The following is a 24,600-nucleotide window of genomic DNA, read 5'->3' on the forward strand; positions in this document are numbered from 1 at the left end:
GAGACCGACCGCCGAACTTACGAATTTTGTTCTCCTACCTGGAGAGGCGTTGAGTTTGCCCGCTCCGTACGAAGCAGCAAGAGCGCGAAGAAGGCCGAGACCGAGACGAGCGCGCTGATCCACAGCGCACTGCTGCCGATGTGCTCCACCATCAGCCCCAGTGCGAGCGGCGCGGCGGCACCCGTCAGTCTAGAAGGCAGCGAGATCATGCCGACCCGCCTGCCGAATCCGGCCGGCCCAAACAGCGCCAATGGAAGCGTCCCACGGGCAATGGTGATGATGCCGTTGCCCGCTCCGTACAGCACCGTGAAGGTCGACGCGAGCAAGGGTCCGCCCATCACCAGCGCAACGACGCCGATCGGATTCATCAGCATGGCCAGCCTCGCCGAAAGCAGCGGGTGAAACCGGGCGAGCCATCCTGCTTCCAGCAGACGCGCGCCGACTTGTGCAGGCCCAACCAGCGCGCCCGCGAGCAAGGCCTGAGCCGGTGTGGCGCCGAACGCAACCAGCATGGTCGGCAGAATGGCCGAGATGCCCGAACTGACGAAGCTAGCTGCCGCGAACATGTAAGCCAGCAGCACCATCGCGAAGGTCTCGCTCTGGCGTCCGGATTGCTGGATTGCACCCGGCCCCGGTCGAGCCTGTTGGTCCAATGGGACGGCGCGCGGCAGCGAGAGATTGAGCGGCAACGCAACAGCGATATGGATCGACGCCCATACCTGACAGGCGACGCGCCAGCCGTACTCCGACGCGAGCCAGGTCGTGAGGGGCCAGCCGAGCGTGCTGGCGAAACCGGCGATCAGCGTGATGCCGGTGATGGTTCGTCGTGCATTGGTACCGTAGATGCGCGCAAGCGTCGCAAAGGCCGCCTCATAGAGGCCCATGCCCATACCGATCCCGAGCAACGTCCAGGCCGCAATCAGCACCGCCACGCCATGGGCCACGGACAGCAGGAGCAGGCCTGCCACAAACACGAGGTTCGAAATGGCAAGCAGGCTGCGCCCGCCAAACGTATCGATGGCATGCCCCACGCGCGGGCCGAGCAGACCAGAGATGACGAGCGCTCCCGACAGCGCGCCGAACACGTAAGTCGGCGCGAGACCGAGATCGCGCGCAATCGGCGCAGCCAGGATGGCCGGGAGATAATAGCTCGACGCCCATGCAACCGTTTGCGCGGTGCCGAGCGCGGCGACGACGCCGAGCGGGCCTCGGGCTTGGCCCGCGAGAACTTGCTTCATGAACAACCACACCCCGAAGCGCCGGCCTTCTTGGCCGTTTCGTCGGCAGCACAGCAGGCGGACAAATCCTCCTTCGCCGGCCCGCCGCAACATCCCGATGCGGTCCCGGCGGCCTCGACACCGCCACGTGTGCAGACGCCGGTCTCCGGCAGCACAAGCTCCACCCTCGCCGCCGCCTCCTTGTCGCCGGCGATGTCGGCCGCAATCGAGCGAACCTGCTCATAACCCGTCATCATCAGGAAGGTCGGAGCGCGGCCGTACGACTTCATGCCAGCCATGTAGAAACCCGCTTCATCATGCGCGAGCTCGCGCGCGCCGTGGGGACGCACCGTCCCGCAGCTATGCTCGTTGGGGTCGATCAGCGGCGCCAGGGCGACCGGTGCCTCGATGGCGGGATCGAGCCGCAAACGCAGTTCGGACAGGAACGAGAAGTCAGGACGGAAACCTGTCGACACGATCAGTTCGTCCACGACCACGCTTCGCCCTCCGCAACAGGACCCTGCCGCGATCTTGAGGCGACCTTCGGAGTCCGAGAGGTGCGTCACCCCGAATTCGGTTTCGACCTTGATCTTCCCGGAGGCAACAAGTGCGGCGAAGGCACTGCCGAGTTCGCCGCGCGCCGCGAGCTTGTCGTTACGGCCGCCGCCAAACGCCTTCGCGGGATCGGCGCCGCGCAACAGCCAGACGGGCTGCGTACCCGGCACTTCGTCGGCGAGATGCACGAGATCGATCAGCGTGCCCACCGCAGAATGGCCCGCGCCGAGCACCGCAACAGTCTTCCCGGCATATCTGGAACGGCCGGCACCCCGCACATCCGGCATGCCGTAGGCAATTCGGTCGCCGCATTCGGATTCACCGATCGCCGGCAGGCCGTTGCGGCCGGCCGGATTGGGGGAGAACCATGTGCCTGATGTATCGATCACGGCGTCTGCACGCAGAACCTCGGGCCCCTTGCCGTTCTGATAGCGGATTTCAAAAGGCGCCTGCTCGCGCCCCCTGGTCTTTGCCTTGTCGAAGCCGACGCGGCTGATGGCCGAGACGCGGCTGGAGGTCCGGATCACATCGCGCAGCGACGTTCGCGTCGCGAGCGGCGTCAGGTATCGATCGAGCAGTTCGCCGCCGGTCGGATAGGATTGCGGGTCCGGCGAATTCCATCCCGTCGGTGCAAGCAGGCGCGCGGCGGCCTTGTCGACATTGTACTCCCATGGCGAGAACAGCTGGACCTGCTGCCACTGGCGGACGGCGTGTCCGGCTTCGGGTCCGGCCTCGAGCACGATGGGAGACATGCCGCGTTCGAGCACGTGCGCGCCCGCAGCCAGGCCGACCGGCCCTGCCCCGACAATGGCAACTGTCTTTCCGTCGCTCATTTCGCTACTCCCGTTGTTCTAGAATCATCGAATAATTCGGCCCAAAAAAATCAGGCCGCCGTTTTGGTATCCTTGCATTCGGTTTCGTCGGCACAGCACTCCGACACCAGGAAATCCACCAGGCCCCGCATCCCGTCGTAGTTCGCGTGGCAGACCAGGGTCGTGGATTCGCGGACCTGACTAATGAGCCCGACCGCAACCAGAGACTTGATGTGATGAGATAGCGTCGATGCCGGGATCTTCAGCTTGTCCTGCAAGCGACCGACGGGCATGCCCGGCTGTCCAGCCCGGACCAGCGCCCGATAAATCTGGAGCCGCGTCCGGTTACCCAGGGCTTCCAAGCGTGCTGCTGCGTCGTCGATCTTCATGACCATAAGATGCGCCGATCCGCCCTCGCCGTCAACCGTATTTCTAGAATATTGGAAATATATATATGCGACCGCCCCCGGCGGAGCGGCTTCAGCAGCACTTTCCGTTCTGCTGGATCGGCGGACAAGGGACCGATCCGTACGAACAGAAGACGCAGCAATCGCCGCTCGTCGGCTTGAGCCGGGTCCCGCATCCCTTGCAATCGTAGAAGAACTGACAGGCGTCGGTCGGCATGGTTTCGGCTGACGCGTGATGACAGACCGGACACGTGATCACCGATTGGGTTTGCATGGCCGGCTTTCCTCGATCGCAAGACACAACGCATTCTAAGCGCGGCGAGTTCGGAAATTCAATTGACGCTTTATCATCATTTCTATAAATCTGGATATATGGAAACTGAAGAAGCAGTCCTGGCGCTCGCCGCCCTGTCACAATCGACCCGTCTGGAGGCCTTCCGGACGCTGGTCCGACACGAGCCCGATGGCCTTGCGGCCGGCGACCTCGCACGTCTGCTGGAAGTCCCGCCGAATACGCTTTCGGCTCATCTCTCGATCCTGACGCGTGCCCGCCTCGTCACCTCCGAGCGACACAGCCGTTCAATCGTCTATCGCGCCAACCTTGCGGAGTTCAGGGACGTTGCGGTTTTCCTGCTTCGGGATTGCTGCGGCGGCCGGCCGGAGGTTTGCGAACCGGTTGTCGAGAGCCTTCAAGCCTGCTGCTCGCCAAAGCGAAAGGAGCGAAGCCGTGCCTGACCAGATGTACAATGTTTTGTTCTTGTGCACCGGCAATTCGGCGCGCTCGATCCTCGCCGAGTCGATCCTTCGCAAGGACGGAGCCGGCCGTTTTCAGTCGTTCTCCGCCGGCAGCGCGCCGAAAGGCGCGGTGCACCCGCTGGCGCTGCGCACGCTGGAAAGCATGGACTACCCCGCCGACGGGATGCGCTCGAAGAGCTGGCTGGAGTTCGCCGCTCCCGATGCGCCGGTGATGGATTTCGTCTTCACCGTTTGTGACAATGCGGCCGGTGAATCCTGCCCCATCTGGCCGGGACAGCCGATGACCGCACATTGGGGTATCGAGGACCCCGCCGCAGCCGAAGGTACCGATCTGGAGAAACAGGCAGCGTTCGTCACCGCATTCCGCTACCTCAAGAATCGGATCGACACCTTTGTGAGCCTGCCGCTCAGGAGCATCGACAAGCTCTCCCTCGGCACCAAGCTGCGCGAGATCGGACGCTCCCAGGGCGCAACACATTCAACGCCGAAGGCCGGCTGATGGACAATTTCGATCTTCCACGGCGCCTCGCAGCCGAAGCGCTCGGCACGGGCATTCTCGTCGCCACCGTCGTCGGCTCCGGCATCATGGCCGAGACGCTGACCAAGGACGTAGCGCTGGCGCTTCTGTGCAATACCCTGCCGACCGGAGCCATTCTGGTTGTCCTGATCACCGTGCTCGGTCCGATCTCCGGCGCGCATTTCAATCCCGCGGTGACCCTCGTCTTCACCGGCAAGCGCGAGCTTCCGGTCAACGAAGCCGTGCTCTACGTGGTCGCGCAGATCGCCGGCGGCATCGCGGGAACGATGGCCGCGCATCTGATGTTCGGACTTCCCCTGCTCGATTTCTCGACGAAGGTTCGAACGGGAGGGCCGCAATGGTTCGCCGAAGCGGTCGCCGCCTTCGGTCTGGTCGCGACGATCCTGGCCGGCATCCGATTTCAGCGGACGGCGGTTCCCTGGCTGGTGGGCCTTTACATCACGGCAGCCTATTGGTTCACGGCCTCCACGTCGTTTGCAAATCCGGCGGTGGCCATCGCGCGGTCGCTGACGAACACGTTCTCGGGCATTCGTCCGACCGACCTGCCCGGTTTCATCCTTGCGGAGCTCTGCGGAGCATTCGCCGGCATGCTGTTGATGAACTGGCTGCTCGGACAGTCGAAGTCGCGCGGCCCTGTCCCAATCGCGGAGACGACCCGATGAACGTCACGATCTACCACAACCCCGATTGCGGCACCTCGCGCAACACGCTGGCGATGATTCGACAGAGCGGCGCGGAGCCCACGGTCATCGAATATCTCAAGACCCCGCCATCGCGCGAGACGCTCAAGCAGCTGATTGCAGCGATGGGCATCACGGTTCGCGGATTGCTGCGCGAGAAGGGCACGCCGTACAAGGAGCTCGGCCTCGCCGACCCCAAATGGACCGACGACCAGTTGATCGATCAGATGCTCGCGCATCCCATTCTCATCAACCGCCCGATCGTCGTGACCTCGAAGGGCACGCGCTTGTGCCGCCCTTCCGAAGCCGTCGTCGATCTCCTCGACAATCCGGTCGGCCGGTTCACGAAGGAAGATGGCGAGGTGGTCGAAGCGCGCCAGGCGACTCACCGCCCCTAACGCTCCTCGGTCGGAATCCGCCGCGGTTTTTTTCACGCCAGAGCGGAGGTCGCCGTGAAGACGACCTCCGCCCAGCCTATTCGGCGGCTTGCGACGCGCGCGCGGTCCATTCGTCGGCAGGAGCCGATCGTTCGCCCGATGGAAGCCCCCGGCCCTTCACCAAGCCGAAAATTGCGGGGATCACGACCAGCGTCAGCAGTGTCGATGACGTCATGCCGCCGATCATGGGCACCGCAATGCGCTGCATGATCTCCGATCCGGCCCCGGTGCTCCACATGATCGGCAGCAGACCGGCCATGATGGCAACCACCGTCATCATTTTGGGCCGCACGCGCTCGACCGCGCCCACCATGATGGCGTCGTGGAGATCCCGGCGCGTCAGTGGCCTCCCCTCGGCGCTGCATCTGGCCTTCACCTCGGCCAGCGCGTGATCGAGGTAGATCAGCATGACGACACCCGTCTCGGCGGCGACGCCTGCGAGCGCGATGAAGCCGACCGCGACGGCAACGGACAGGTTGAAGCCGAGCCACCACATCATCCAGATGCCGCCGACCAGCGCGAACGGCAGCGACAGCATCACGATCAGCGTCTCGGTCATCGCCCGGAAGTTCAGGTACAGCAGCAGGAAGATGATCGTGAGCGTCACGGGCACCACGATCTTCAGACGGGCGGCGGCGCGCTGCAGATATTCGTACTGGCCGCTCCACACGACGTAGGTGCCGGCGGGAAACCGGATGCTCTCCGTCACGGCGCGTTGCGCGTCAGTGACGTAGCTTCCGATGTCGCGATCCCGGATGTCGACGTAGATGTAGGTCGCAAGCTGGCCGTTCTCCGTCCGGATCGACGTCGGCCCGCGCGCGGGTTCGACCTTCGCCACCTCGCCGAGCGGCACGGCGCCGCCCGACGGCATCGGCACCAGGATGTCGCTGGCGATGGCCTTGGGGTTGTCACGAAGGTCGCGCGGATAGCGCATGTTCACGGTGAACCGCTGCCGTCCCTCCACGATCGTCGTGACCGTCTGACCGCCGAGCGCGGCCGCGATGGTGTCCTGGACGTCCTGGATCAGGATGCCGTAACGGGCGAGCGCCTCACGGTCGGGAACGATCTCGAGATAATAGCCGCCGATGCCACGCTCGGCGTAGGCCGACGAGGTGCCGGGTACGGTCTTGATGACGCGTTCGATCTGCTTCGCGAGCCGGTCGATCTCGGCGAGGTCATTGCCCATGACCTTGACGCCGACCGGCGTGCGGATTCCGGTCGAGAGCATGTCGATACGTGCCTTGATCGGCATGGTCCAGGCATTGGAGACACCCGGAAACTGCAACGCCTTGTCCATCTCGGCGATGAGACTGTCGACGGTAACGCCGGAACGCCACTGCTCCCTAGGCTTCAGGTTGACGATCGTCTCAAACATCTCTGTCGGGGCGGGATCGGTCGCAGTGGCGGCTCGTCCCGCCTTGCCATAGACCGAAGCGACCTCCGGGAACGACTTGATGATGCGGTCCTGCATCTGCATCAGCTCGGCCGCCTTGGTGACCGAAATGCCGGGCAGCGTCGTTGGCATGTAGAGCAGCGTTCCCTCATTCAGCGCCGGCATGAACTCGGTGCCGAGCTGGCGCGCCGGCCAGATCGTCACCGCAAGCACGACGAGCGAAGCCAGGATGACCGGCGTCTTGGCGCGCAGAACCCCCTTGATCACGGGACGGTAGACCCAGATCAGGAAGCGGTTGATGACGTTCCTGCTCTCCGGGACGATCCTGCCGCGGACGAAGATCACCATCAGCGCCGGCACCAGGGTGACGGACAGCAACGCCGCGGCGGCCATCGAGAAGGTCTTCGTGAACGCCAGCGGGCTGAACAATCGGCCCTCCTGCGATTCCAGCGTGAAGATCGGCATGAACGACACGGTGATGATCAACAGGCTGAAGAAGAGCGCGGGGCCGACCTCGGATGCCGCGTCGATCAGAACCTGCACGCGTGACTGATCGGGCCCCGCCCGTTCGAGGTGCTTGTGTGCGTTCTCGATCATGACGATGGCGGCGTCCACCATGGCGCCGATCGCAATCGCGATGCCACCCAGGCTCATGATGTTCGATCCCAGCCCGAGCAGCTTCATGGCGCCAAACGCCATCAACACGCCGACCGGCAACATCAGGATCGCGACGAGTGCGCTGCGGACATGCAGCAGGAACACGATGCAGACGAGCCCGACGACGATGCTCTCCTCGAACAGGGTATGCTTGAGGGTATCGATCGCCGCGTAGATCAGGTTCGACCGGTCGTAGACCGGCACGATCTCGACCGATTTCGGCAGGCTGCTCGCGATCTCCCTGAAGCGCTTCTTGACGTTTTCGATGACGTCGAGGGCGTTGACGCCGAACCGCTGCAGCACGATGCCGCTTGCGACCTCGCCCTCGCCGTTCAATTCGGCGATGCCGCGCCGCTCGTCGGGCCCGAGCTCGACGTTGGCGACGTCCCGCAGCAGCACCGGCGTGCCGTTGCTCGTCTTCAGCACGATGTTGCCGAGATCGTTGATGCTCTTGATGTAGCCCTTGCCGCGGATGACGTATTCGAACTCGGAGAGCTCGACGGTGCGGCCGCCGACGTCGGCGTTGCTGGCGCGGATCGCCTCACGTATTTTTTGCATGCTGATGCCGCGGTCGCGCATCCGCTGCGGGTCGAGGACCACGTTGTACTGCTTGACGAAGCCGCCGACGCTGGCGACCTCGGCGACGCCTTCGGCCTTGGCCAGCGCGAACTTCAGATTCCAGTCCTGGATCGTGCGCGTGTCCGCCAGGTTCAATTCCTTCGATATGACGGCGTATTGGTAGACCCAGCCGACGCCGGTCGCGTCGGGCCCGATGGTCGGGGTGACGCCGGCGGGAAGCCTGGACGCCGCGCCGTTCAGGAATTCCATGACGCGCGACCGCGCCCAATAGATGTCGGTGCCGTCCTCGAAGATCACATAGACGAAGGAGACGCCGAAGAACGAGAAGCCGCGTACGACCTTCGATTTCGGCACGGTGAGCATCGCCGTCGTCAGCGGATAGGTGACCTGATCCTCGATCACCTGCGGCGCCTGGCCGGGATACTCGGTGTAGACGATGACCTGCGTATCCGAGAGGTCCGGGATCGCATCCAGCGGAAGGTGAACCAGGGCATAGAGGCCGGCGGCGGCCGCGAAGCCGGCGCCGAACAGCACGAGCAGCAGATTGCGCGCCGACCAGGCGATGATGCGGGCGATCATTTGTGATCTCCCGTTGCATTGCCAGGGCCGGCGTCGGTGGCCTGGGATGCCGCCTCGCCAAACCCCTTCAGCGCGGCCTTCAGGTTGCTTTCCGCATCGATCAGGAAGTTGGCGGAGGTCACCACCGCCTCGCCGTCCGCGAGACCATGGCGCACCTCGACATAGCCGCCGCCGCGACGGCCGAGCTTGACTTCCCGCGGCTCGAAACGCCCTTCCCCCTTGTCGACGAGCACGGCCTGCCGGCTGCCGGTGTCGAGCACCGCGCTGTCCTGTATCGCCAGGACGGGCGCGGCATCGGCCGTGTCGATGTCGGCATCGACGTACATGTCGGGCAGCAGCACCGCGTCCGGATTGGCGAGCTCGATCCTGATGCGAACGGTGCGCGTGTCGCGGTTCACCTGCGGATAGACGACGGCGATGGTCCCGGTGAAGGTCCGGCCGGGGAAACTGCGCGCGCGCACCGCGACTGACTGCCCCACCGCGATGTTGCCGAGATCGCGCTCGGCCACGTCGACCAGCGCCCAGACCACCGAGGTGTCCGCGATCCGGAACAGAACGTCGCCGGGATTGGCCCGCATCCCTTCGATCGCATTGCGTTCGAGCACGACCCCGTCGCGCGGCGCAGACCAGCGTATGGCGACGGGCGCGGTGTGCGTCTTGTCCATCTCCGCAATGACGGACTCGGGAACGTCGAGATTGACCAGCCGCTGTCGCGAGCCGCGGCCGTACATCTCGACACCGCCGACCGTCTTGGAGGTGATCGTCGCAAGATATTCCGCCGCTGCGGACGCCACCGCCGAACTGTAGATTTCCATCAGCGGCTGGCCGGCCTTCACGCGCGTGCCGGTGGTCACGTCGGCGACCTTCTGCACGAAGCTTTCGGCGCGCATCGCGATCACCGACACGCGGCGTTCATCGAGCTGGATCGTGCCGGGCGCCTTCACCGAGACCCGGATCGAGCGCCGCGTGACGGGCTCGGACTTCACGCCCGCGCGCTGGATCTTGCCGGGCGACAGCTTCACCGTGCCGTCGTCGGTGTCGTCGCCTTCGTAAACGGCGACATAGTCCATCCCCATCGGATCCTTCTTTGGGACGGGCGACGTGTCGGGCAGCCCCATCGGATTGCGGTAGTAGAGGATTTTTCGCGGCGAAGCCGCTTGCGCCTTCGGTAGCGCCGGCGCGACGGCCGCTCCATCGTCGTCGTAGACCGGCAGATAGTCCCGCCCGCGGTCGTCCTTCTTCGGACCCGCAGACCAGAGCGACGCGCCGCTTGGATCGCGGTAGTAGAGCGGAGTTCGCTCCGCGGCGGCCGCAGCCGATGATATGTCGGCCTCAGCGAGCCAGCCCGCACCGTTCGAATGCCAGTAGTAGCCGGCCAGGACCAGGCCGCCGCCCAGCGCAAGTGCCGTCAGGAGACGCAGCGTTTTCATGTCGTGTATCCGCGCACCCGGGAGCGCGCGTCCGTGTGAAGGAAAAGGGGGAATGTCGGGCGCTGCCGGGCAGCGCCCGAACGCTCACTTGACCGCCGTGACGATCACCTTGCCGGTGACGGTCTCCGGTTCGCCCTGCACCTTCACGGACAGCGTCATCTGGTAGCGGCCAGCCATCGGCAGGTCCGTCTTGAAGGCGTACACACCAGGCTCCCTGGACGGCAGCGGCGCGACCGCCGATTCCATCTCGGCCATCCCGTCCGGGGCCATGTCGAGGCGGGTCTTGAAGATGACTGCGTCCGGTATCGGCTTGCCGGACTGCTTGTTCGTCAGGCGAACGGCGAGCGTGACGTCTTCGCCCTTCCTCATCTGCGGAGTGACGGGCTCGAAGGCGTAGTCGCCCGCGCCCGCCATCGCGGCTGAAGCGGCAAGCGAAAGGGTGGCGGCGAGAGCCGCGGTGCGGATTTTGGAAAGCATTGTCTTGTCCTCATGAATTGATCTTTCGCCGTGGCGCGTGAAGCGCGCACGTCAGTCGTCGTCGCGAGCAGGCATGCCGCTCGCGTCTCGGGCTTTGCGAGATCAGATTCGAGGAGGTCGGAAAGGAGGACTGCCGCCGCGGAAGGAAACGACCTGATCCGGGGGAATAGCCAACGTGCTGGCCATGACGGCGAGACGCTCGAACGCCACGGGCCTGACATCACCGAGCGCGATGATCCCACCGACGCAGCAGAAGCCCATCCCGCACTTGTAGCCGCCGCTATGGGAGCCTGTTCCCTTCATGTCGGGACAACAATCGTCCATCGACATGTCGGCGTCGCCGCTCATGTGCATGGCCGTCTGCATGCCATCCGACGACATTGCGAGGTTCGCCGCGGACGCGCCAACCGGCAGCATCGCCAAGGATATGGCGATGGCGACTGCCAGGATGGTACGGACGAACTGCATCAATATCGACTTACTTTGTCAGGCCGGAACTCGGCCTCAGTAGCATATTCGGGCACCAAAGGCAGTCATTGATCGTGGTCAAGCGTTCGTTACCCAGGCTGGTCCGGAGGCCGGGTTGGACGTTTCGACGCGGTCCTTCGGACTATCGTGCAAAACAGCAACACAAGGCCACCATCGACCGACCAGCCCGTCCAGCAGCCCGCGCGGATGTTGACGCGCTCATCCCCTGATGCCAGTTTCGTGATCGGTAGTGTCCGCAAGGACTCTTCAAGGGAATGCGGTGCGTCCACCTCAGTGGGCAATTCCGCGGCTGCCCCCGCAACTGTAGGCGGATAGTCGACGACCAAACAAACCACTGGAGCCCCGCTTGGGCCTCTGGGAAGGTGGTCGAAGGCGATGACCCGCGAGCCAGGAAACCTGCTGCCAGCCATGGTCACGCGCGAACGCATTGGGCGGGGTGCCCTGATGTCGGACAAGTAGCCGGTGCATCCGCCGCCTGGGGCGAAGGTGGATGACTAAGGCAACCGCGGTGACGGTTTGTTTGCGTCGCCGCAGAGCGTTGTTGTGCAACATTTTCATTTCCGTGCTGGCGCAAGGCCAGCGTTATCGCGTGCTTTCCTGATTACTCTGCTCTCGTCGGTGTCCTTGTCGTCCGCGGCGCTCGCGCAAAGCGCGGCGCAGGACAACCGCTCCCGGGAGGTCGGCCCGGTGATCGTGTCGCCGCCTGCGCCGCGACAGGCTCCTGCCGTCAGCCCCGGCACTCAGAAGCAGCGCGCCGCCCGGCGCGCCGCGGGACGCAATCGTGGCGCCCCTGCTGTCGCCGTTCCGGCCACGCAAGCTCCGAGCGGCCCGGTGCAGACGCCGCTCAACACGGCAGCCGTCACCGATGTCGGCTCCCGGCTCGGCATCACGGCGCGCGAGATGCCGGCGACCGTCGAGGTCATCAGTCAGCGGACGATGCAGGACCTGGGCATCCGGACCACGACCGACGTCGCCAAGGCTGCAGTCGGCGTCACCGGCGGCGATGCGCCCGGCGCGCCCGCCATCTTCTCGATGCGTGGCTTTTCCGGCGACCAGATCTCCACGCTCTACAACGGCATCCCGATCGGGCCGTCGACCATGACCGGCCGTCCCATGGACGTGGCTGGCCTCCAGCAGGTCGAGATCATCAAGGGACCGGACTCGCTGGTGGCGGGCCTCGGTGCGACCGGCGGCGCCATCAACTACGTGAACAAGGCGCCGCACACCGGACCAATCGTCAACGACGCCTTCACCTCCTACGATTCCTTCAACGGCTATCGCGCCGGTTACGGATCGGGCGGCAGCACGCTGATCAACGGCCTCGACTACCGCTTCGATATCAGCCATTTCAACAACAAGGGCTTTATCGACGACACCTATTCGAAGCTCAGCAACGTCTCGGGCCAGCTGAACTATCGCGTCAACGAGAACCTGAAGATCTGGGGCGCAACCGAATACAGGCAGGACAACGACCGCTTCTACTGGGGGACGCCGCTGGTGCCGGCGAACGCGCCGGGCATCGTGCCGACGTACGGCATCGTGTCCGGCGTCTGGAGCAACTATTACCTCGGCGGCGGCACGCCGGTCCCGGTCACCATCGACGCGCGCACGCTGACCACGAACTACAACGTGCTCGACAATCACAGCGGCGCCAACGAGCTCTGGCTGCGCAGCGGCTTTCAATGGGACATCACCAACAACATCTCGCTGAAAAGCCAAGTCTACGGCTATGACGCCCACCGGCACTGGTTCAACAACGAGATCTCGTCGTTCGACCAGACCGTAGGCAATTTCGCAGGCGCGCAGAGCATCTACCGCGAGCGCCTGGCGCTCGATCACGCGCAGCGGCTCTACGGCAACATCACCGACCTCACCGTCAATTCCAACGTCGCCGGAATGGACAATCGCTTCGTCGCCACCGTGGCGGCGAGCAGCAACCAGTTCAACGTCTCGCAGGACACGTTGTTCTTCAATGACTACGTCGATCTCCTCAATCCGGACCGCGGCCTCTACGGCCCGCGCAGCGACGAGAAGATCTACACCCATCTCGACACCACCTCGCTGTCGTTCGAGGACCGGCTCAAGCTGACCTCGACCTTCGCGCTGATCGGCGGCATCCGTTTTGAGAATATCGAGCTGTCGCGGACCCGCTTCGACGAGACTGGCCTCCTGAAAGCCAGCTATCCTTTCTCGAAGACGTTCAATCCGGTCACCGGACGCATCGGCTACACCTGGGACATCGCGCCCGGCGTGATGCTTTACGGCCAGTACGCGACGGCGGCGGACCCGACGGTCGCGAACATCTTCATCCTCAGGCCCACGACGCCGCTGCTGCTCACGACGTCGCGAACCTACGAGACCGGCGTGAAGCTGCTGTCGGCCGACAAGCGCGCGGAGGCCACGCTCTCGGCCTTCGACATCGAGCGCAAGAACGTCTACGTCCCCGAAAGCGGCATCCTCTTCAACGTCGCCGGCAAGATGGCCTCCAAGGGCGTCGAGATTGCCGCCGCGGTCAATCCGGTCGCGGGCCTGAAACTATGGGGCAACGTCGCCTTCGTGCAGTCGCGCTTCATCGACTTCACCTATGTCGACGGCAATGGCGACTTCCAGTCCTATTCGGGCAAGACGCCGCCCAACGTTCCCAACTTCATCGCCAACGCCGGCGCCTCCTATCGCTTCGACACGAAGCTGCCGGTGGAGATCGGCGGCCTCGTCCGTCACGTCGGCGACCGCTTCAACTTCCAGGACAATCTGGTCACGATGGACGCCTACACGATCTTCGACGCATACGCGTTCGTCGATATTCCAAAAGCCTATTTCCCGGGCGTCGACCAGACCCGGATCAGCTTTCGCGTGAGGAACCTGACCAACAAGCTCTACGCGGCCTGGGGCGATCCGGGTTACACCGACCAGATCATCCTGGGCGCGCCGCGCAGCTACGAGGTCGCGGCTTCGTTCAAGTGGTAGTCGCGGATCACCTCGTCCGCGCCGTGGCGGGAGGTGTCACGCGACAGTAGGACGCAATCGCAAATCGATTGCGCCGTTGAAGCCGCGGGTCTCGAGAGCTATCGATCAACGAAACCTCGCTTCCATCGGGAGGAACGCATGAGCACCATCACCGGCGGTTGTCACTGTGGCGCAATCCGCTATCAGGTCGAGGGCGAAGCGATCGTGCACGCGCTGTGTCACTGCCGCGATTGCAGGCTTCACGCGGGCGCTCCCGTCGTCGGCTGGACGATGTACGCGGACGATGCCGTCAAGGTGACCAAGGGCGAGCCCAAGGTGTATCACTCCTCGGAACATGCCTGGCGGCACTTTTGCGGCGACTGCGGAACCGGCCTGTTTTATGTCAATGCCGACATGTTACCCGGGGTCATCGACGTCCAGAGCGCGACCTACGACGATCCCGATGCCGTACCGGCGACGATGCACATCCAGGTCGCAGAGCGCCTTCGATGGATGGAGCGCGCGCACGAACTGCCGACATTCGACCGCTATCCTCCGCCACCGTAGCGGCGCGCGCGAAGCGTTCGCCGTCTGGATGGAACCGCACAAACACCATCTTGCAACGGCCGGACGATCTCACGTAGATTGATCGGCGTGGGGACGAAGCAGACTCCCCGTGAGACCTCGGTCCAAGCTCTGCGCAGCACGCCATTCGTGGAGCTTGCGCATGGATACCGAACGCCACCCTCCTCTCCGCCCTACCGTTGCCATCCTCTCCCGCGGCGACGCTGCCGCGCGCCGGGACACGACGGCACAAAACAGCCGCTTCGTCCGCGTTTTCGAAGCACTCGCCGCGGTCGGCATCGAAGCCCGGCCGGTGATCTACGACGAGATCTTCGCCGACGCCGTCCGCGATCAACTGCTCGCCGTCGATGGCGTGCTCGTCTGGGTCGATCCGATCCATCAGGGCAAGACGCGCGAGGCCCTCGACCCGCTGCTTCGCGACGTTGCGGCGCAAGGGCCATGGGTGAGCGCACATCCCGACGTGATCCTGAAGATGGGCGTCAAGGACGTGCTCTACCGAACGCGTCATCTCGGCTGGGGAGCCGACACGCATCGCTATGACACCGCCGCAAGCTTCCGCGCCGAATTTCCTTCGCGCCTTCAGGCGAACGGTCCGCGCGTGCTCAAGCAAAATCGCGGCAATGGTGGCCAAGGGGTGTGGAAGGTGGAGGCCCTGCCCAACGCGGACGCCATGGTTCGCGTGCTGCATGCCCAACGCGGCAGTCTACCCGAGGACATGCCGCTCGATGCCTTGCTCGCCCGCTGCGAACCGTATTTCGGATGGGGCGGCTGCATCATCGACCAGGCGTTCCAACCCCGCCTGCCCGACGGCATGATCCGCTGCTACATGAGCGGCGCTGAGGTCGTGGGCTTCGGGCATCAATTGATCAAGGCGCTGATCCCGCCGCCGGAAGGCCCCGACGCACCTGAGGCGCAGCCGGGCCCACGGATCATGCACGGACCCGATGCTCCGCAATTCCAGGCGCTCCGAAGATCGATGGAGGACGAATGGACGCCGCAGCTGATGGACACGCTCGGCATCGACGAACCGTCGCTGCCGGTGATCTGGGACGCCGACTTCCTGTACGGGCCCCGCGACGCCGCCGGTACCGACACCTACGTCCTGTGCGAAATCAACGCGAGCTCATGCTTTGCGATTCCCGACGACGCGCCGGCGGCAATCGCCCGAACGGTGAAGCACCGCTTGCTCCGGACTCAAGCAGTGCGTTCGGGCGCATAACCGGCGGCCCGGCTTCGACACCCTAATGCGCAGCGCAGCGGCAGCTTTCATAGGCGACGGGATCGTGGCTGTTGACGATGCTCACGCGGTCGCCGTGGTTCAGCTTCAGCGCGCGCAGCCGCGCCTGGTTGGCGATCCGCATCTTGCGATCCATGTCGCCGCGGCGCTGGAAATAGCCGAGCATGAGCGGCACGTGCGGCGACGCGTCGAGCTGGCCGTGGTGGAAATAGCTGTCGCCGGCATGCAGCAGCCATTTCTCGCCTGATCGCACCGCGATGCCGCAATGGCCGAGTGTGTGGCCGGCGAGCGGGATCATCAGGATGTCGGCTTCCTTGTCGCCGAGCGCGCGCACGCCCTTGAAGCCGAACCAGTCCTCGCCGGCCTCGCCATAGAATGTCCAGCCCGGCCCATGGCTCCACTGCCCCGTGACATAACGCCCTTCGGGCGGCGCGGGCTTGCGCAGCACCGCCATGTCGTATTCGGCGCGGTGGACGTGGATCGCGGCATGGGGAAAGTCCGGCACGCCGCCGGCGTGGTCGCGGTCGAGATGCGTCAGCAGCACGTGGCGCACATCGCTGGGCGAGTAGCCGAGCGCCTTCACCTGCTCGACCGCCGTCTCCGCCGGATCCAGCCTCGGCGCGGTCTGGCGCAGCCATCGGCCCCCGAGCCGATCGGGCGTTGCGATATCGCCGAGACCGATGCCGGTGTCGACCAGAGCGAGTCCGTCCCTCGTCTCGACCAGCAGGCAATGGCAGACCAGGCGGGCGCGCTGGAACAGGCCGCCCGTGCCGTTCACAAGGCGGCGGCCCATGGGGCACATCGTGCCGGTGTTGAGGTGCTGGATCTTCATGGCGCGTTCCTGCTGTTGTGAGCAGGGCGTTCTTGCCACCGGGCGATCTATAGGTAAAATATTGAATATTGATACTATCTCTAGGCATATCCTATGGACATCCGCGAGCTTCGCTACTTCGCAGCCGTGTACCGCGAGCGCAATCTGACCGCGGCGGCGCGGGCTTGCTTCGTGTCGCAGCCGTCGATCTCGACCGCGATCACCCATCTGGAGGCCGAGCTCGGCACCACCCTGTTCATCCGGCACAAGAAGGGCGTCGCGCCGACCGCCTCAGCCGAGCAGTTTCATGCGCTGGCCCGCCGCATCATCGACGAGGCGGACGCCGCACGCAGCCTGTTCAGGAAGCCGAATACGAAGACCACCGTCACGCTGGGACTGATGCGCACGCTCGACATACCCCGAACGATCGCGCTGCTGAAGCCGCTGACGGCGCGCACCGACATCGCGCTCCGCCTCGTCGGCAGCGACGAGCGCGCCGATGCGCGCATCATCTCGAAGAGCATGCTCCGCGCCGACGAGCATTTCGTCGCGCTGTGGAGCGAGCGCTATGTCGCCGCACTTCCGCCCTCGCATCCGCTGACGCTGAAGGAGAAGCTGCGGACCGCCGATCTCGCCGGCGTCCCTCTGATCGACCGCTGCCATTGCGAGCAAAGCGAATTCTTCGGTCGGAGCTCACAACGAAGGCAGACCGCGGCGATCGCGCAATCGGAGGATTGGGCGATGGCGCTGGTCGCGGCCGGCGTCGGCATTGCCATCGTCCCGGAAGGCGTGGCGCGCGGCAACCCTGATGTCGCGGTGCGCGAGATCGAGGTCAGGGTCAAACGCGAGGTCGGCCTCGCCTACCGCGCGTCAGAGCCGCTGGCGGATGCGCTGAAGGAGTTTGTCGGGAAGCTCCAGAGGCAGCGGCGAAAGCCGGATCGGACCGGCCCACGGCGTAACAAGCGCAGGAAGTCCTAGCCCTTCGTGACCACGGCGCGCCCGTAAGGCGGCTGCGCCGCGACCGGCGGATTGGCGGTCTGGGCTGCGAGTTCGCCGATCAGGCGGTCGGCATCGGCGGCCATGCCGTCGGGCGCCTGGATCACCAGACGCTCCAGCGCCCAGCGATAGGACGAGACGCGCTGCTCGAGGCACAGCTGCACCCACTGGATGATCAGCGAGTTCTCCTGCATGCGCGCGACCGCATCGTCCCTCTCCCTTGGCGAGAGCTCGGAGACGCGCGCCATGGTCGCATCGCGCTTCCTGTCGAGATCGATGACGCGGATCGCGGAGCCGAAGAACGGCTCGAAACGGGTGATGTCGTTGCGCACGTCCTCGATCAGCTGCGCATAGCGCGATGAATGCGAGCGATGCGGCTCGTCGATCAGCGTGCGCCCATACATGGTGCGGTCGAACACGACCTTCTGCTGCCAGGGCGACGGCAGCGCCCTGTAGTCGCCGAATACGCTCTTCCAGGCGGGCCGCGACAGCGGCGGCTCGATCATGGGATAGGCGAGATCGCGAAGCTGGCGCTCCGCGTCGGTGAGCTGGAATTGGGACGACTTCAGGCCGACGCTGCCGGTGGCCTCGGCCCCGAGCCAGCGATGCATGTCGTCGCTGCGCATGTCAGCGCGGGTGCGGCCGAAATCGCCGCCGCTGCACGCGCCGAGCGTCGCACCGACGAGTGCGAGCAGGACGGCCGTTACGACAGGCCGGATCTGGCGGATGGCATCCGGCATTGCAAAAGCCGGATGCTAGCGGCGACGACGACGGCGCCCCGGCGCTGTGCCCTGCTCCGGCCCGCGATCGCCGCTGGTTTCTTCCGTCTGGCGCTCGATGCGGATCACGGGGAGGATCAGAATCGTTCCCGTTTCCGTACGCGGCGTGGCATCCCCCGACGAGCCTGCCCGGCGACCGGCCGGAAATTCGATAATGGTCCCCATATCAGCTCTCTATCAATTGCCGCGCGACCGAGCGCGCTGGTGCAACGTGCGTTCATTAAGATCAGTTCATGGTTAACGGGGTGTAAACGCGCCTTCCGGACCGTAACTTCACGGGCGGCCTCCCGCGTCCCGTTGCGGGACGACAACACCTGAAATGATGGGGTCGACTTCACGCCTCGTTTTCCTTAACGAGCCTTTAAAGGAACCTGCGTTAGGCTCGCGGACGAGTATCTTTTCCAGGTCGCGTATCTCTCCATGACCAAGTCGCTGTTTCCCGGATTCGACGGGCTGATGAGCCTCTCCCGTCGCGAAGGCGTTGATGTTCGCCCGACGCTGCTGCGCGTGCTGACGGACCTCTATGTCCAGGCGCCCACCCACAGCGACGACGAGCAGCGCCAGTTCATCGAGCTTGCGACGCGGCTGATCGACCAGGTCGACGATGCGACGCGCGCGGCCGTCAAGGCGAAGCTTGCGATCTATCCGCAGACGCCCGTCCCGGTCCTGCAGAAACTCGGGCTGGTTGCGACCCAGGAAGGCCGCAGGGTTCCGCTCGCGCGCGAAATTCGCAGCTCCCCGCAGGCGGCTTCGCCAGCTCGCACGCCGACCGACGCCGAGTTGCGCATGGCCGCCAACATGGCGATGCAGCCGAAGGAAGCGGCCGAGATCCACGACATGTTCTTCCGCGCCGATGCGACCCAGCGCGCGCTGGTCCTGCACAATCTGGCGCAAACCCCGCTGAAGGCCGCGCCGCGGATTCCGACCGTGCGTGCCAAGCGCGCGCTCCAGATCCTGGAGATGGCGGCAATCGCCAACGATGTCGAGAATTTCACCTACGAGCTCGGCGACAGCCTGATCCTGCCCTCGCGCGTCGCAGCCCAGATCGTCGACGATGCCGGTGGCGAAGCGCTCGCAATCGCCGCGCGCGCGCTCGACATGCCGAGCCCGAACTTCCAGCGCATCCTCCTGTTCTTCAAGCCGGAGATCGGCACGTCGGTCGATGCGGTGTACCGGTTGTCGCGGCTCTACGACCGGCTCAGCGACCGCTCCGCGCTGGTGATGCTGGCGGCCTGGCGCGGCTCGACGCTCGCAGTCACGCGCGCAAAATACCAGTCGTCGCTGCATGACAGCGAACGCCAACGCCCGCGTGCGGGCGCCAGCCAGACCCGGCCGGGCGTGCAGCCGGGCTCGGCGCCTGCGGTGCGGACGGGCACCGACGGATCGGACCGCTAGGTCTTCGCCAATTCGAGGAAGTGACGACCTTTGCGGTCCTCGGTCTCGACGATCCAGGCGTCCGGATCGAAGCGGATTTCCTTGGTGAGGCGCTCCTCGACCGCTGGCTCAGGCATCGGCTGCGCGGCAAGTGGCACGAAGAAGCGATCGACCGGCCGGCCGTCGTCATAGACGGTCTGCGGCGCCGGTACGTACAGCATCGCGTTGCCGTCGAGCAGCGACACCTTCACGAATACCGCGCCCGCCTCCTCGGCACCGCGACGACGCACCGCCCCGAACACGCCTTCGGTCTGGCACCGGCGCAGGTAGGCGGAAACCCAAATGTTTGATTTCAAACGCATGAAGAGCACGATAGGCCAGTGCTGCAATCAGCACCAGCCTTCGCACAACAATGACGCTTATTCGACGGGGTGGCCGATCGCGGCTCCGAGCTCGCGCAGCAGGCGGTCGGAGACCTGACCCGTCACCTGCATCTTGTGCTCGCGCTCGAATTTCTGGATCGCGGACTGCGTCTCTGCGCCCATCGTGCCCGTGATCTTCAAATTGCCATAGCCGTATTCGGATAGCGCGCGCTGCACGCCGGCGATACGCCGCGCGGCCGGACTCTGCGCGACGGGAATCGGCGCCGGCGGACGCGCGATGGCGACGGATTGCGGCGGCGCCGACGTCGTTTGCTTGACCAGATTGGTCATCGGATCGCCCGCGCGCGGCGTCGATGCCGTCGCCTCGACCGGCTTCTCGGGGGCCTTCTCGGCGGCGCGCTCGACAGGCTTGGGCTCGGCGCGGAATTCCGTCGCTCTCGGCTCCAGCGGCGAGGTATCCGCGCCGACGGGGCGCGGACGCGGCAAGGGGTTCGACAGCGGCACGGACGACGGCGCGGGAAGATTGATCACGGTGCCGAACATCGGCGCCGGATGCCGGCCGGTCTGAAGGAACAGCGCGTTGGCAACGATCGCGCTGACTGCGGCGACGGCGACGAGACCGGCCAGCGTGTCCTTGGGACTGTGCAGCAGGATGCGCATCGCAAGATTGCGCTCGGTCTCGACATCGATGACCGCGGCCTTGGCGCCACGGCGGCGCGGAGCGGCTTCGTCCTTGGCAGACTTCTTAGGCACTTTTCTTCACCAGAGCTGGTTGGTCGTGAGATTGGTCCTGAAGCTCCTGGCGCGGCACCGGCGTCAGCGTCGCGATCTTGCTCTCGGCCGCCATTCTATCGGACGTCTTGGCCTGCGGCGGCGTGTAGACGAGCGGCAATCTGACGGTGACGGAGGTGCCCTCGCCGAGCCTGCTTTGTACAGTCAATTCGCCGAGATGCAACGCCACCAGACTCTTCACGATCGAAAGCCCGAGACCCGTGCCTTCGTGACGGCGCTGATAGGTCTTCCCGGCCTGGAAGAACGGCGCACCGATGCGCTTGAGATCATCGGCCGCAATGCCGACACCGGTGTCGCTGATGCGCAGCGCGAGCTGCGATCCGGACACCGCGGCCGATACGGCGACCTGACCGCCGCGCTCGGTGAACTTGATGGCGTTGGCGACGAGATTGAGCACGATCTGCTTGAAGGCGCGCGGATCGCCGGTCATGACAGGCAGGTCCTGCGGCGCATCGGTGATGAGGTCGATGCCGTTCTCCCGCGCCTTCAGCGCCAGCAGATTGCAGCAATGCATCAGAGAGGCGCGCGGCGTGAACGGTTCCGACGCAATCTCGAAATTGCCCGATTCCATCTTCGACATGTCGAGGATGCCGTTGACGACCGACAGCAGATGCTGGCCGGAATCGTTGATGAGCTGGGCATATTCCTTGCGTTGGGCCGCACCCAGCATCAGGGTCTGCTCCTGCGCGATCATCTCGGAGAAACCGATGATGGCGTTGAGCGGCGTGCGCAGCTCGTGGCTCATGGTGGCGAGGAAGCGGGTCTTGGCAGCATCGGCCGCTTCCGCGGCGCTGCGCGCCTGATCGAGCGCCTGCTCCGCGAGCTTGCGATCGGTGACGTCGCGCATCACGCCGACGACTTCCGCCTCGCGCGTGGCATCGCCGTCAATATCCTGGCGGCCGATATCCTGGTCGAGCGGCCGGCAGCGCATCTCGACCCAGATGAAATCGACCTGGCCACGCTCCGATCCGGCCGGCTCCCGCCGCAGCCGGAACTCGACGCTGCGCACGTCGCCGCGCGCGGCATCGGAGAGCGCGGTGAGATAGGCCGGACGATCGGCGACATGGACGCGGTCGAACAGGCCGTGGCCGAGCAGCTGCGCGACGGGCATGCCGAGCATGGCTTCCACCGCCGGCGAGATGAACTGCACCGCGCCGTTGCGCCGATGCCGCGAGATGACGTCGCTCATGTTGCGCGCCAGCAGCCGATAGCGCTCTTCCTCGCGCAACAGCAGTGCAACGCTGGTGCGCGCGAGCGATTCCGCACCGAAGGCGAGGCCCGCGGCATAGAGCGTCGCCGAGGCGACGCCGAACGCCATCAGCACGCCGCGTTGTGCGGCGCTGGCGTCTCCAGCCGGAAGCCAGCCGAGCTGGCCGGCAAAGATCAGGACGCCGGCGCAGGACAGCGCAAGCAGGGAGGCAAAGGCCGCGACGCGGCGCGAGGCCGACAACGCGGCTTCCAGGGGAACCACGACCAGCCAGATCGCAGCGAATGATTCGATGCCGCCGGTGGTGCCGGCAACCGCCATGATCAGGCCGGCGAGCGCCAGCGACGACAGCACATGGGCGCCTTCATAGCGGCCGGTGCGCGACAGGAACCATGACAGGAGAATGGGGGCGATCAGCCACGCGAAGGCGGCGACCTCGATCGCGCTCGGCACGCCGCGCGTGGCGAGATAGACCGGGAATGCGGCAAACGCGGCCAGGCTGCCGAGCAGCCGCGGCGCCATGAAGGCGCGATGGCGCGCTCGCGTCAGCGCGTCGTAACGCGCGGAGGGATGCAGCAGTGCATCGAGACAATCGCGGATGATACTCAAAACTGTCACGGGTCTCGCGCTTCGGCCCACTCGTCGAGAAGACGCGCCGGAACGCCTCCTTATCGTTGAGCCACCGTGTCAGAGCGACCTTAAACGAGTGCTAAGGCAATGCGGCCCGCCGCCGGACACTGTGTCATCGCGGAGATTTTTAGGCGATTTGACCACGTCATCATCGGGGATGGTGAACACAGGGTTTCACCAGTCCCCGCATGGTTTCGAATTGGTGGACAAGCGGCGCCACCGGAATCACGGGGCTCCGGCGTCAATCGAAAATTTACGACGTGGCGGTTCGGGAAGATTCTTGCGTAGATTTTCCGCGAATTAAGCGGAAGGCAATCACTTGCGATTTATCGAGAGTTGCTAGGTCCGGCGCCTCGCGGGCATCGCCGCGGCGGGATCTAACATACAGGTCGATAAGATGCGCTTTCTGCTCCGCATCACATTCTGGCTCGGGCTGGTGCTGGTGCTCCTGCCGCGGGACAAGACGCCCGAATCGGAGAAGCTGCCGCAGATCGGCGCCGCCGATGCGGTGCAGGCTGCGACCGCGGCCGTCTCCGACGTGACCCAGTTCTGCAAGCGCCAGCCGGCGGCCTGCGAGGTCGGCGGCCAGGCCGCGACCATCATCGGCCAGCGCGCACAGGACGGCGCGAAGAAGATCTACCAGATCATCAACGACAAGAAAGAACAGCTCGAGAAGACCGACAAGAAGGCGCCCGATCATACCGGCTCGATCGCGCTGGCCGGCGAAGGCGATGCCGCCTCGGGCGAGGCGCCGCGCGACACCCTGAGCCAGGACGACCTCGCGCTGGAATGGCGCGGCCCTGCGGCGGCGCCGGCGAATTAGCGGCCAAACCCTATCGATTTCGCCTCCTCGCATCCTTATATTGGCCTGAACGGGAACATTGGGCCAGCATGACGACGATCGACGAAATCAGGGACAATTTCGAGCTCCTGGACGAGTGGGACGACCGCTACCGGTACGTCATCGAGCTCGGCCGCACCCTGGAACCGATGCCCGAATCCGAGCATTCGGCCGAGAACAAGGTGAATGGCTGCGTCAGCCAGGTCTGGCTCCAGAAGCTGGTCGATCGCGATGGCGGCGCCCCGATCCTGAAATATCGCGGCGACAGTGACGCCCACATCGTGCGCGGGCTGGTCGCGATCGTGCTCTCGCTTTACTCCGGCCGCACGCCACAGCAGATCCTTGCGACCGACGCGATCGCGGTGTTCAACGAATTCGGCTTTCGCGATCATCTGACGCCGCAGCGCTCCAACGGCCTGCGCTCGATGGTCGAGCGCATCAAGACCGACGCGAAAGAGGCGCTCGCGGAAGCCACCTGAAGCGGTTACTTCCGCTTCCGCTGCTGCTGTCCCAGTCCCATCTGCTTTGCCAGTTGCGAGCGCGCCACCGCGTAGTTCGGCGCGACCATGGGATAGTCGGCCGGCAGGCCCCATTTCTCGCGATATTGCTCCGGCGTCATGTTGTACTGGGTGCGCAGATGGCGCTTCAGCGACTTGAAGCGCTTGCCGTCTTCCAGACAGACCAGATAGTCCGGCGCGATCGACTTCTTCAGCGACACCGCCGGCTTGGCCGGCTCGAGCGGCGCGGTCTCGGTGCGGCCTGACGAGACGCGCACCAAGGCGCCATGCACCTGGCTGATCAGGTTCGGGATATCGGCCGCCGGCGTCGGGTTGTTGCCGACATAGGCGGACACGATGCTCGCCGTCAGCTCGATGAAATTCTTAGCCCCGTTATCCGACATGGGCCCGACCTTTCCCTGACCTTGCGTCTCGCCGGAGAGACGACGCCTAAGTATTCCGTGTCAACAATACATTCGGCCGAAATAAGACGACTGACGAATATGAGCTGATTAC

Annotated in this window: 26 protein-coding genes and 1 riboswitch; of the genes, 11 read left to right on the top strand and 15 right to left on the bottom strand. The window is 65.0% G+C overall.

The window, feature by feature from the left end; genetic code table 11:
* Positions 1–17: 17 nt before the first annotated feature.
* The 4 genes from AB7531_RS31500 to AB7531_RS31515 all read right to left on the bottom strand — a co-directional run bounded on the left by AB7531_RS31500 (position 18) and on the right by AB7531_RS31515 (position 3,265).
* Positions 18–1,238, bottom strand: coding sequence for an MFS transporter (locus AB7531_RS31500; RefSeq protein WP_063984567.1), 1,221 nt, complete (start codon positions 1,236–1,238; stop codon positions 18–20).
* Positions 1,235–2,605 (bottom strand): NAD(P)-binding domain-containing protein, encoded by a 1,371-nt coding sequence (locus tag AB7531_RS31505; protein WP_063984568.1) that lies wholly within the window; start codon positions 2,603–2,605, stop codon positions 1,235–1,237. The genes AB7531_RS31500 and AB7531_RS31505 overlap by 4 nt, the downstream gene beginning before the upstream one ends.
* Before the next feature lie 50 nt (positions 2,606–2,655).
* Positions 2,656–2,973 carry an ArsR/SmtB family transcription factor gene (locus AB7531_RS31510; protein WP_063986549.1) on the bottom strand — a complete coding sequence of 106 codons (318 nt, stop codon included), beginning with the start codon at positions 2,971–2,973 and terminating at the stop codon, positions 2,656–2,658.
* A 91-nt stretch (positions 2,974–3,064) separates the two neighbouring features.
* The gene (locus AB7531_RS31515; RefSeq protein WP_080586512.1) at positions 3,065–3,265 is read right to left on the bottom strand and encodes a GDCCVxC domain-containing (seleno)protein; all 201 of its coding nucleotides are present in this window, start codon (positions 3,263–3,265) and stop codon (positions 3,065–3,067) included.
* A gap of 98 nt (positions 3,266–3,363) precedes the next feature.
* On the opposite strand from AB7531_RS31515, the gene AB7531_RS31520 reads away from it, so the two are divergent.
* The 4 genes from AB7531_RS31520 to arsC are packed head-to-tail and all read left to right on the top strand — an operon-like array spanning position 3,364 to position 5,363.
* Positions 3,364–3,726, top strand: a complete 363-nt coding sequence (locus AB7531_RS31520; protein ID WP_063984569.1) for an ArsR/SmtB family transcription factor — start codon at positions 3,364–3,366, stop codon at positions 3,724–3,726.
* The gene (locus AB7531_RS31525; RefSeq protein WP_063984570.1) at positions 3,719–4,246 is read left to right on the top strand and encodes an arsenate reductase ArsC; all 528 of its coding nucleotides are present in this window, start codon (positions 3,719–3,721) and stop codon (positions 4,244–4,246) included. Before AB7531_RS31520 ends, AB7531_RS31525 begins: the two co-directional genes overlap by 8 nt.
* Positions 4,246–4,947, top strand: coding sequence for an aquaporin (locus AB7531_RS31530; protein ID WP_063984571.1), 702 nt, complete (start codon positions 4,246–4,248; stop codon positions 4,945–4,947). Before AB7531_RS31525 ends, AB7531_RS31530 begins: the two co-directional genes overlap by 1 nt.
* A complete protein-coding gene (arsC, locus tag AB7531_RS31535; RefSeq protein ID WP_063984572.1) occupies positions 4,944–5,363 on the top strand; it encodes an arsenate reductase (glutaredoxin) in 420 nt (139 codons plus the stop codon). The genes AB7531_RS31530 and arsC overlap by 4 nt, the downstream gene beginning before the upstream one ends.
* Before the next feature lie 76 nt (positions 5,364–5,439).
* On the opposite strand, the gene AB7531_RS31540 is transcribed toward arsC, so the two are convergent.
* The 4 genes from AB7531_RS31540 to AB7531_RS31555 all read right to left on the bottom strand — a co-directional run bounded on the left by AB7531_RS31540 (position 5,440) and on the right by AB7531_RS31555 (position 10,985).
* Positions 5,440–8,610 carry an efflux RND transporter permease subunit gene (locus AB7531_RS31540; RefSeq protein WP_063984573.1) on the bottom strand — a complete coding sequence of 1,057 codons (3,171 nt, stop codon included), beginning with the start codon at positions 8,608–8,610 and terminating at the stop codon, positions 5,440–5,442.
* The gene (locus AB7531_RS31545) at positions 8,607–10,040 is read right to left on the bottom strand and encodes an efflux RND transporter periplasmic adaptor subunit (RefSeq protein ID WP_063984574.1); all 1,434 of its coding nucleotides are present in this window, start codon (positions 10,038–10,040) and stop codon (positions 8,607–8,609) included. Before AB7531_RS31545 ends, AB7531_RS31540 begins: the two co-directional genes overlap by 4 nt.
* Positions 10,041–10,124: 84 nt before the next feature.
* The gene (locus tag AB7531_RS31550; RefSeq protein WP_063984575.1) at positions 10,125–10,517 is read right to left on the bottom strand and encodes a FixH family protein; all 393 of its coding nucleotides are present in this window, start codon (positions 10,515–10,517) and stop codon (positions 10,125–10,127) included.
* A 102-nt stretch (positions 10,518–10,619) separates the two neighbouring features.
* Positions 10,620–10,985, bottom strand: a complete 366-nt coding sequence (locus AB7531_RS31555) for a hypothetical protein (RefSeq protein WP_063984576.1) — start codon at positions 10,983–10,985, stop codon at positions 10,620–10,622.
* A gap of 231 nt (positions 10,986–11,216) precedes the next feature.
* A riboswitch (cobalamin riboswitch) is annotated at positions 11,217–11,424 on the top strand.
* A gap of 200 nt (positions 11,425–11,624) precedes the next feature.
* On the opposite strand from AB7531_RS31555, the gene AB7531_RS31560 reads away from it, so the two are divergent.
* The 3 genes from AB7531_RS31560 (at position 11,625) to AB7531_RS31570 (ending at position 15,756) form a co-directional block, all read left to right on the top strand.
* The gene (locus AB7531_RS31560; RefSeq protein WP_231144429.1) at positions 11,625–13,973 is read left to right on the top strand and encodes a TonB-dependent receptor; all 2,349 of its coding nucleotides are present in this window, start codon (positions 11,625–11,627) and stop codon (positions 13,971–13,973) included.
* A gap of 138 nt (positions 13,974–14,111) precedes the next feature.
* Positions 14,112–14,519 carry a GFA family protein gene (locus AB7531_RS31565; RefSeq protein ID WP_063984578.1) on the top strand — a complete coding sequence of 136 codons (408 nt, stop codon included), beginning with the start codon at positions 14,112–14,114 and terminating at the stop codon, positions 14,517–14,519.
* A 160-nt stretch (positions 14,520–14,679) separates the two neighbouring features.
* Positions 14,680–15,756: a Cj0069 family protein gene (locus AB7531_RS31570; RefSeq protein ID WP_063984579.1), complete on the top strand. Its 1,077-nt coding sequence runs from the start codon at positions 14,680–14,682 to the stop codon at positions 15,754–15,756.
* Between the two features lie 22 nt (positions 15,757–15,778).
* On the opposite strand, the gene AB7531_RS31575 is transcribed toward AB7531_RS31570, so the two are convergent.
* On the bottom strand, positions 15,779–16,606 hold the full coding sequence (locus tag AB7531_RS31575; protein WP_063984580.1) for an MBL fold metallo-hydrolase: 828 nt from the start codon (positions 16,604–16,606) through the stop codon (positions 15,779–15,781).
* Positions 16,607–16,699: 93 nt separating this feature from the next.
* On the opposite strand from AB7531_RS31575, the gene AB7531_RS31580 reads away from it, so the two are divergent.
* Positions 16,700–17,563, top strand: a complete 864-nt coding sequence (locus AB7531_RS31580) for a LysR family transcriptional regulator (protein WP_063984581.1) — start codon at positions 16,700–16,702, stop codon at positions 17,561–17,563.
* On the opposite strand, the gene AB7531_RS31585 is transcribed toward AB7531_RS31580, so the two are convergent.
* Together AB7531_RS31585 and AB7531_RS31590 are read right to left on the bottom strand one after the other, a co-directional pair.
* Entirely contained in the window at positions 17,560–18,321 is a 762-nt protein-coding gene (locus AB7531_RS31585; RefSeq protein WP_063984582.1) for a hypothetical protein, read from the bottom strand. The genes AB7531_RS31580 and AB7531_RS31585 overlap by 4 nt on opposite strands.
* Before the next feature lie 15 nt (positions 18,322–18,336).
* Entirely contained in the window at positions 18,337–18,525 is a 189-nt protein-coding gene (locus AB7531_RS31590) for a hypothetical protein (protein ID WP_014496746.1), read from the bottom strand.
* A 255-nt stretch (positions 18,526–18,780) separates the two neighbouring features.
* Between AB7531_RS31590 and AB7531_RS31595 the strand changes: the two genes are divergently transcribed.
* A complete protein-coding gene (locus AB7531_RS31595; protein ID WP_063984583.1) occupies positions 18,781–19,755 on the top strand; it encodes a DUF2336 domain-containing protein in 975 nt (324 codons plus the stop codon).
* Here the strand turns inward: AB7531_RS31595 and AB7531_RS31600 are convergent.
* From AB7531_RS31600 to AB7531_RS31610, 3 genes are read right to left on the bottom strand one after another with little or no spacing between them, the layout of a single operon-like run.
* Complete coding sequence (locus AB7531_RS31600; RefSeq protein ID WP_063986550.1) at positions 19,752–20,096, bottom strand: DUF1491 family protein; 345 nt, start codon at positions 20,094–20,096, stop codon at positions 19,752–19,754. The two genes, AB7531_RS31595 and AB7531_RS31600, sit on opposite strands and share 4 nt — an antisense overlap.
* A 57-nt stretch (positions 20,097–20,153) precedes the next feature.
* A complete protein-coding gene (locus AB7531_RS31605; RefSeq protein WP_063984584.1) occupies positions 20,154–20,870 on the bottom strand; it encodes a peptidoglycan-binding domain-containing protein in 717 nt (238 codons plus the stop codon).
* Positions 20,863–22,734, bottom strand: coding sequence for a PAS domain-containing sensor histidine kinase (locus AB7531_RS31610; protein ID WP_283018546.1), 1,872 nt, complete (start codon positions 22,732–22,734; stop codon positions 20,863–20,865). Before AB7531_RS31610 ends, AB7531_RS31605 begins: the two co-directional genes overlap by 8 nt.
* 409 nt (positions 22,735–23,143) lie before the next feature.
* Between AB7531_RS31610 and AB7531_RS31615 the strand changes: the two genes are divergently transcribed.
* Together AB7531_RS31615 and AB7531_RS31620 are read left to right on the top strand one after the other, a co-directional pair.
* On the top strand, positions 23,144–23,569 hold the full coding sequence (locus AB7531_RS31615) for a DUF5330 domain-containing protein (protein WP_063984586.1): 426 nt from the start codon (positions 23,144–23,146) through the stop codon (positions 23,567–23,569).
* A gap of 68 nt (positions 23,570–23,637) precedes the next feature.
* Positions 23,638–24,066 carry a SufE family protein gene (locus AB7531_RS31620; RefSeq protein ID WP_028149946.1) on the top strand — a complete coding sequence of 143 codons (429 nt, stop codon included), beginning with the start codon at positions 23,638–23,640 and terminating at the stop codon, positions 24,064–24,066.
* Between the two features lie 5 nt (positions 24,067–24,071).
* Here the strand turns inward: AB7531_RS31620 and AB7531_RS31625 are convergent, their stop codons facing one another.
* Positions 24,072–24,488 (bottom strand): MucR family transcriptional regulator, encoded by a 417-nt coding sequence (locus AB7531_RS31625; RefSeq protein ID WP_063984587.1) that lies wholly within the window; start codon positions 24,486–24,488, stop codon positions 24,072–24,074.
* Between the last annotated feature and the right edge of the window lie 112 nt (positions 24,489–24,600).

This window comes from Bradyrhizobium sp. 63_E2_N1_3, assembly GCF_052076005.1.
GTDB classification, from domain to species: Bacteria; Pseudomonadota; Alphaproteobacteria; order Rhizobiales; family Xanthobacteraceae; genus Bradyrhizobium; species Bradyrhizobium barranii.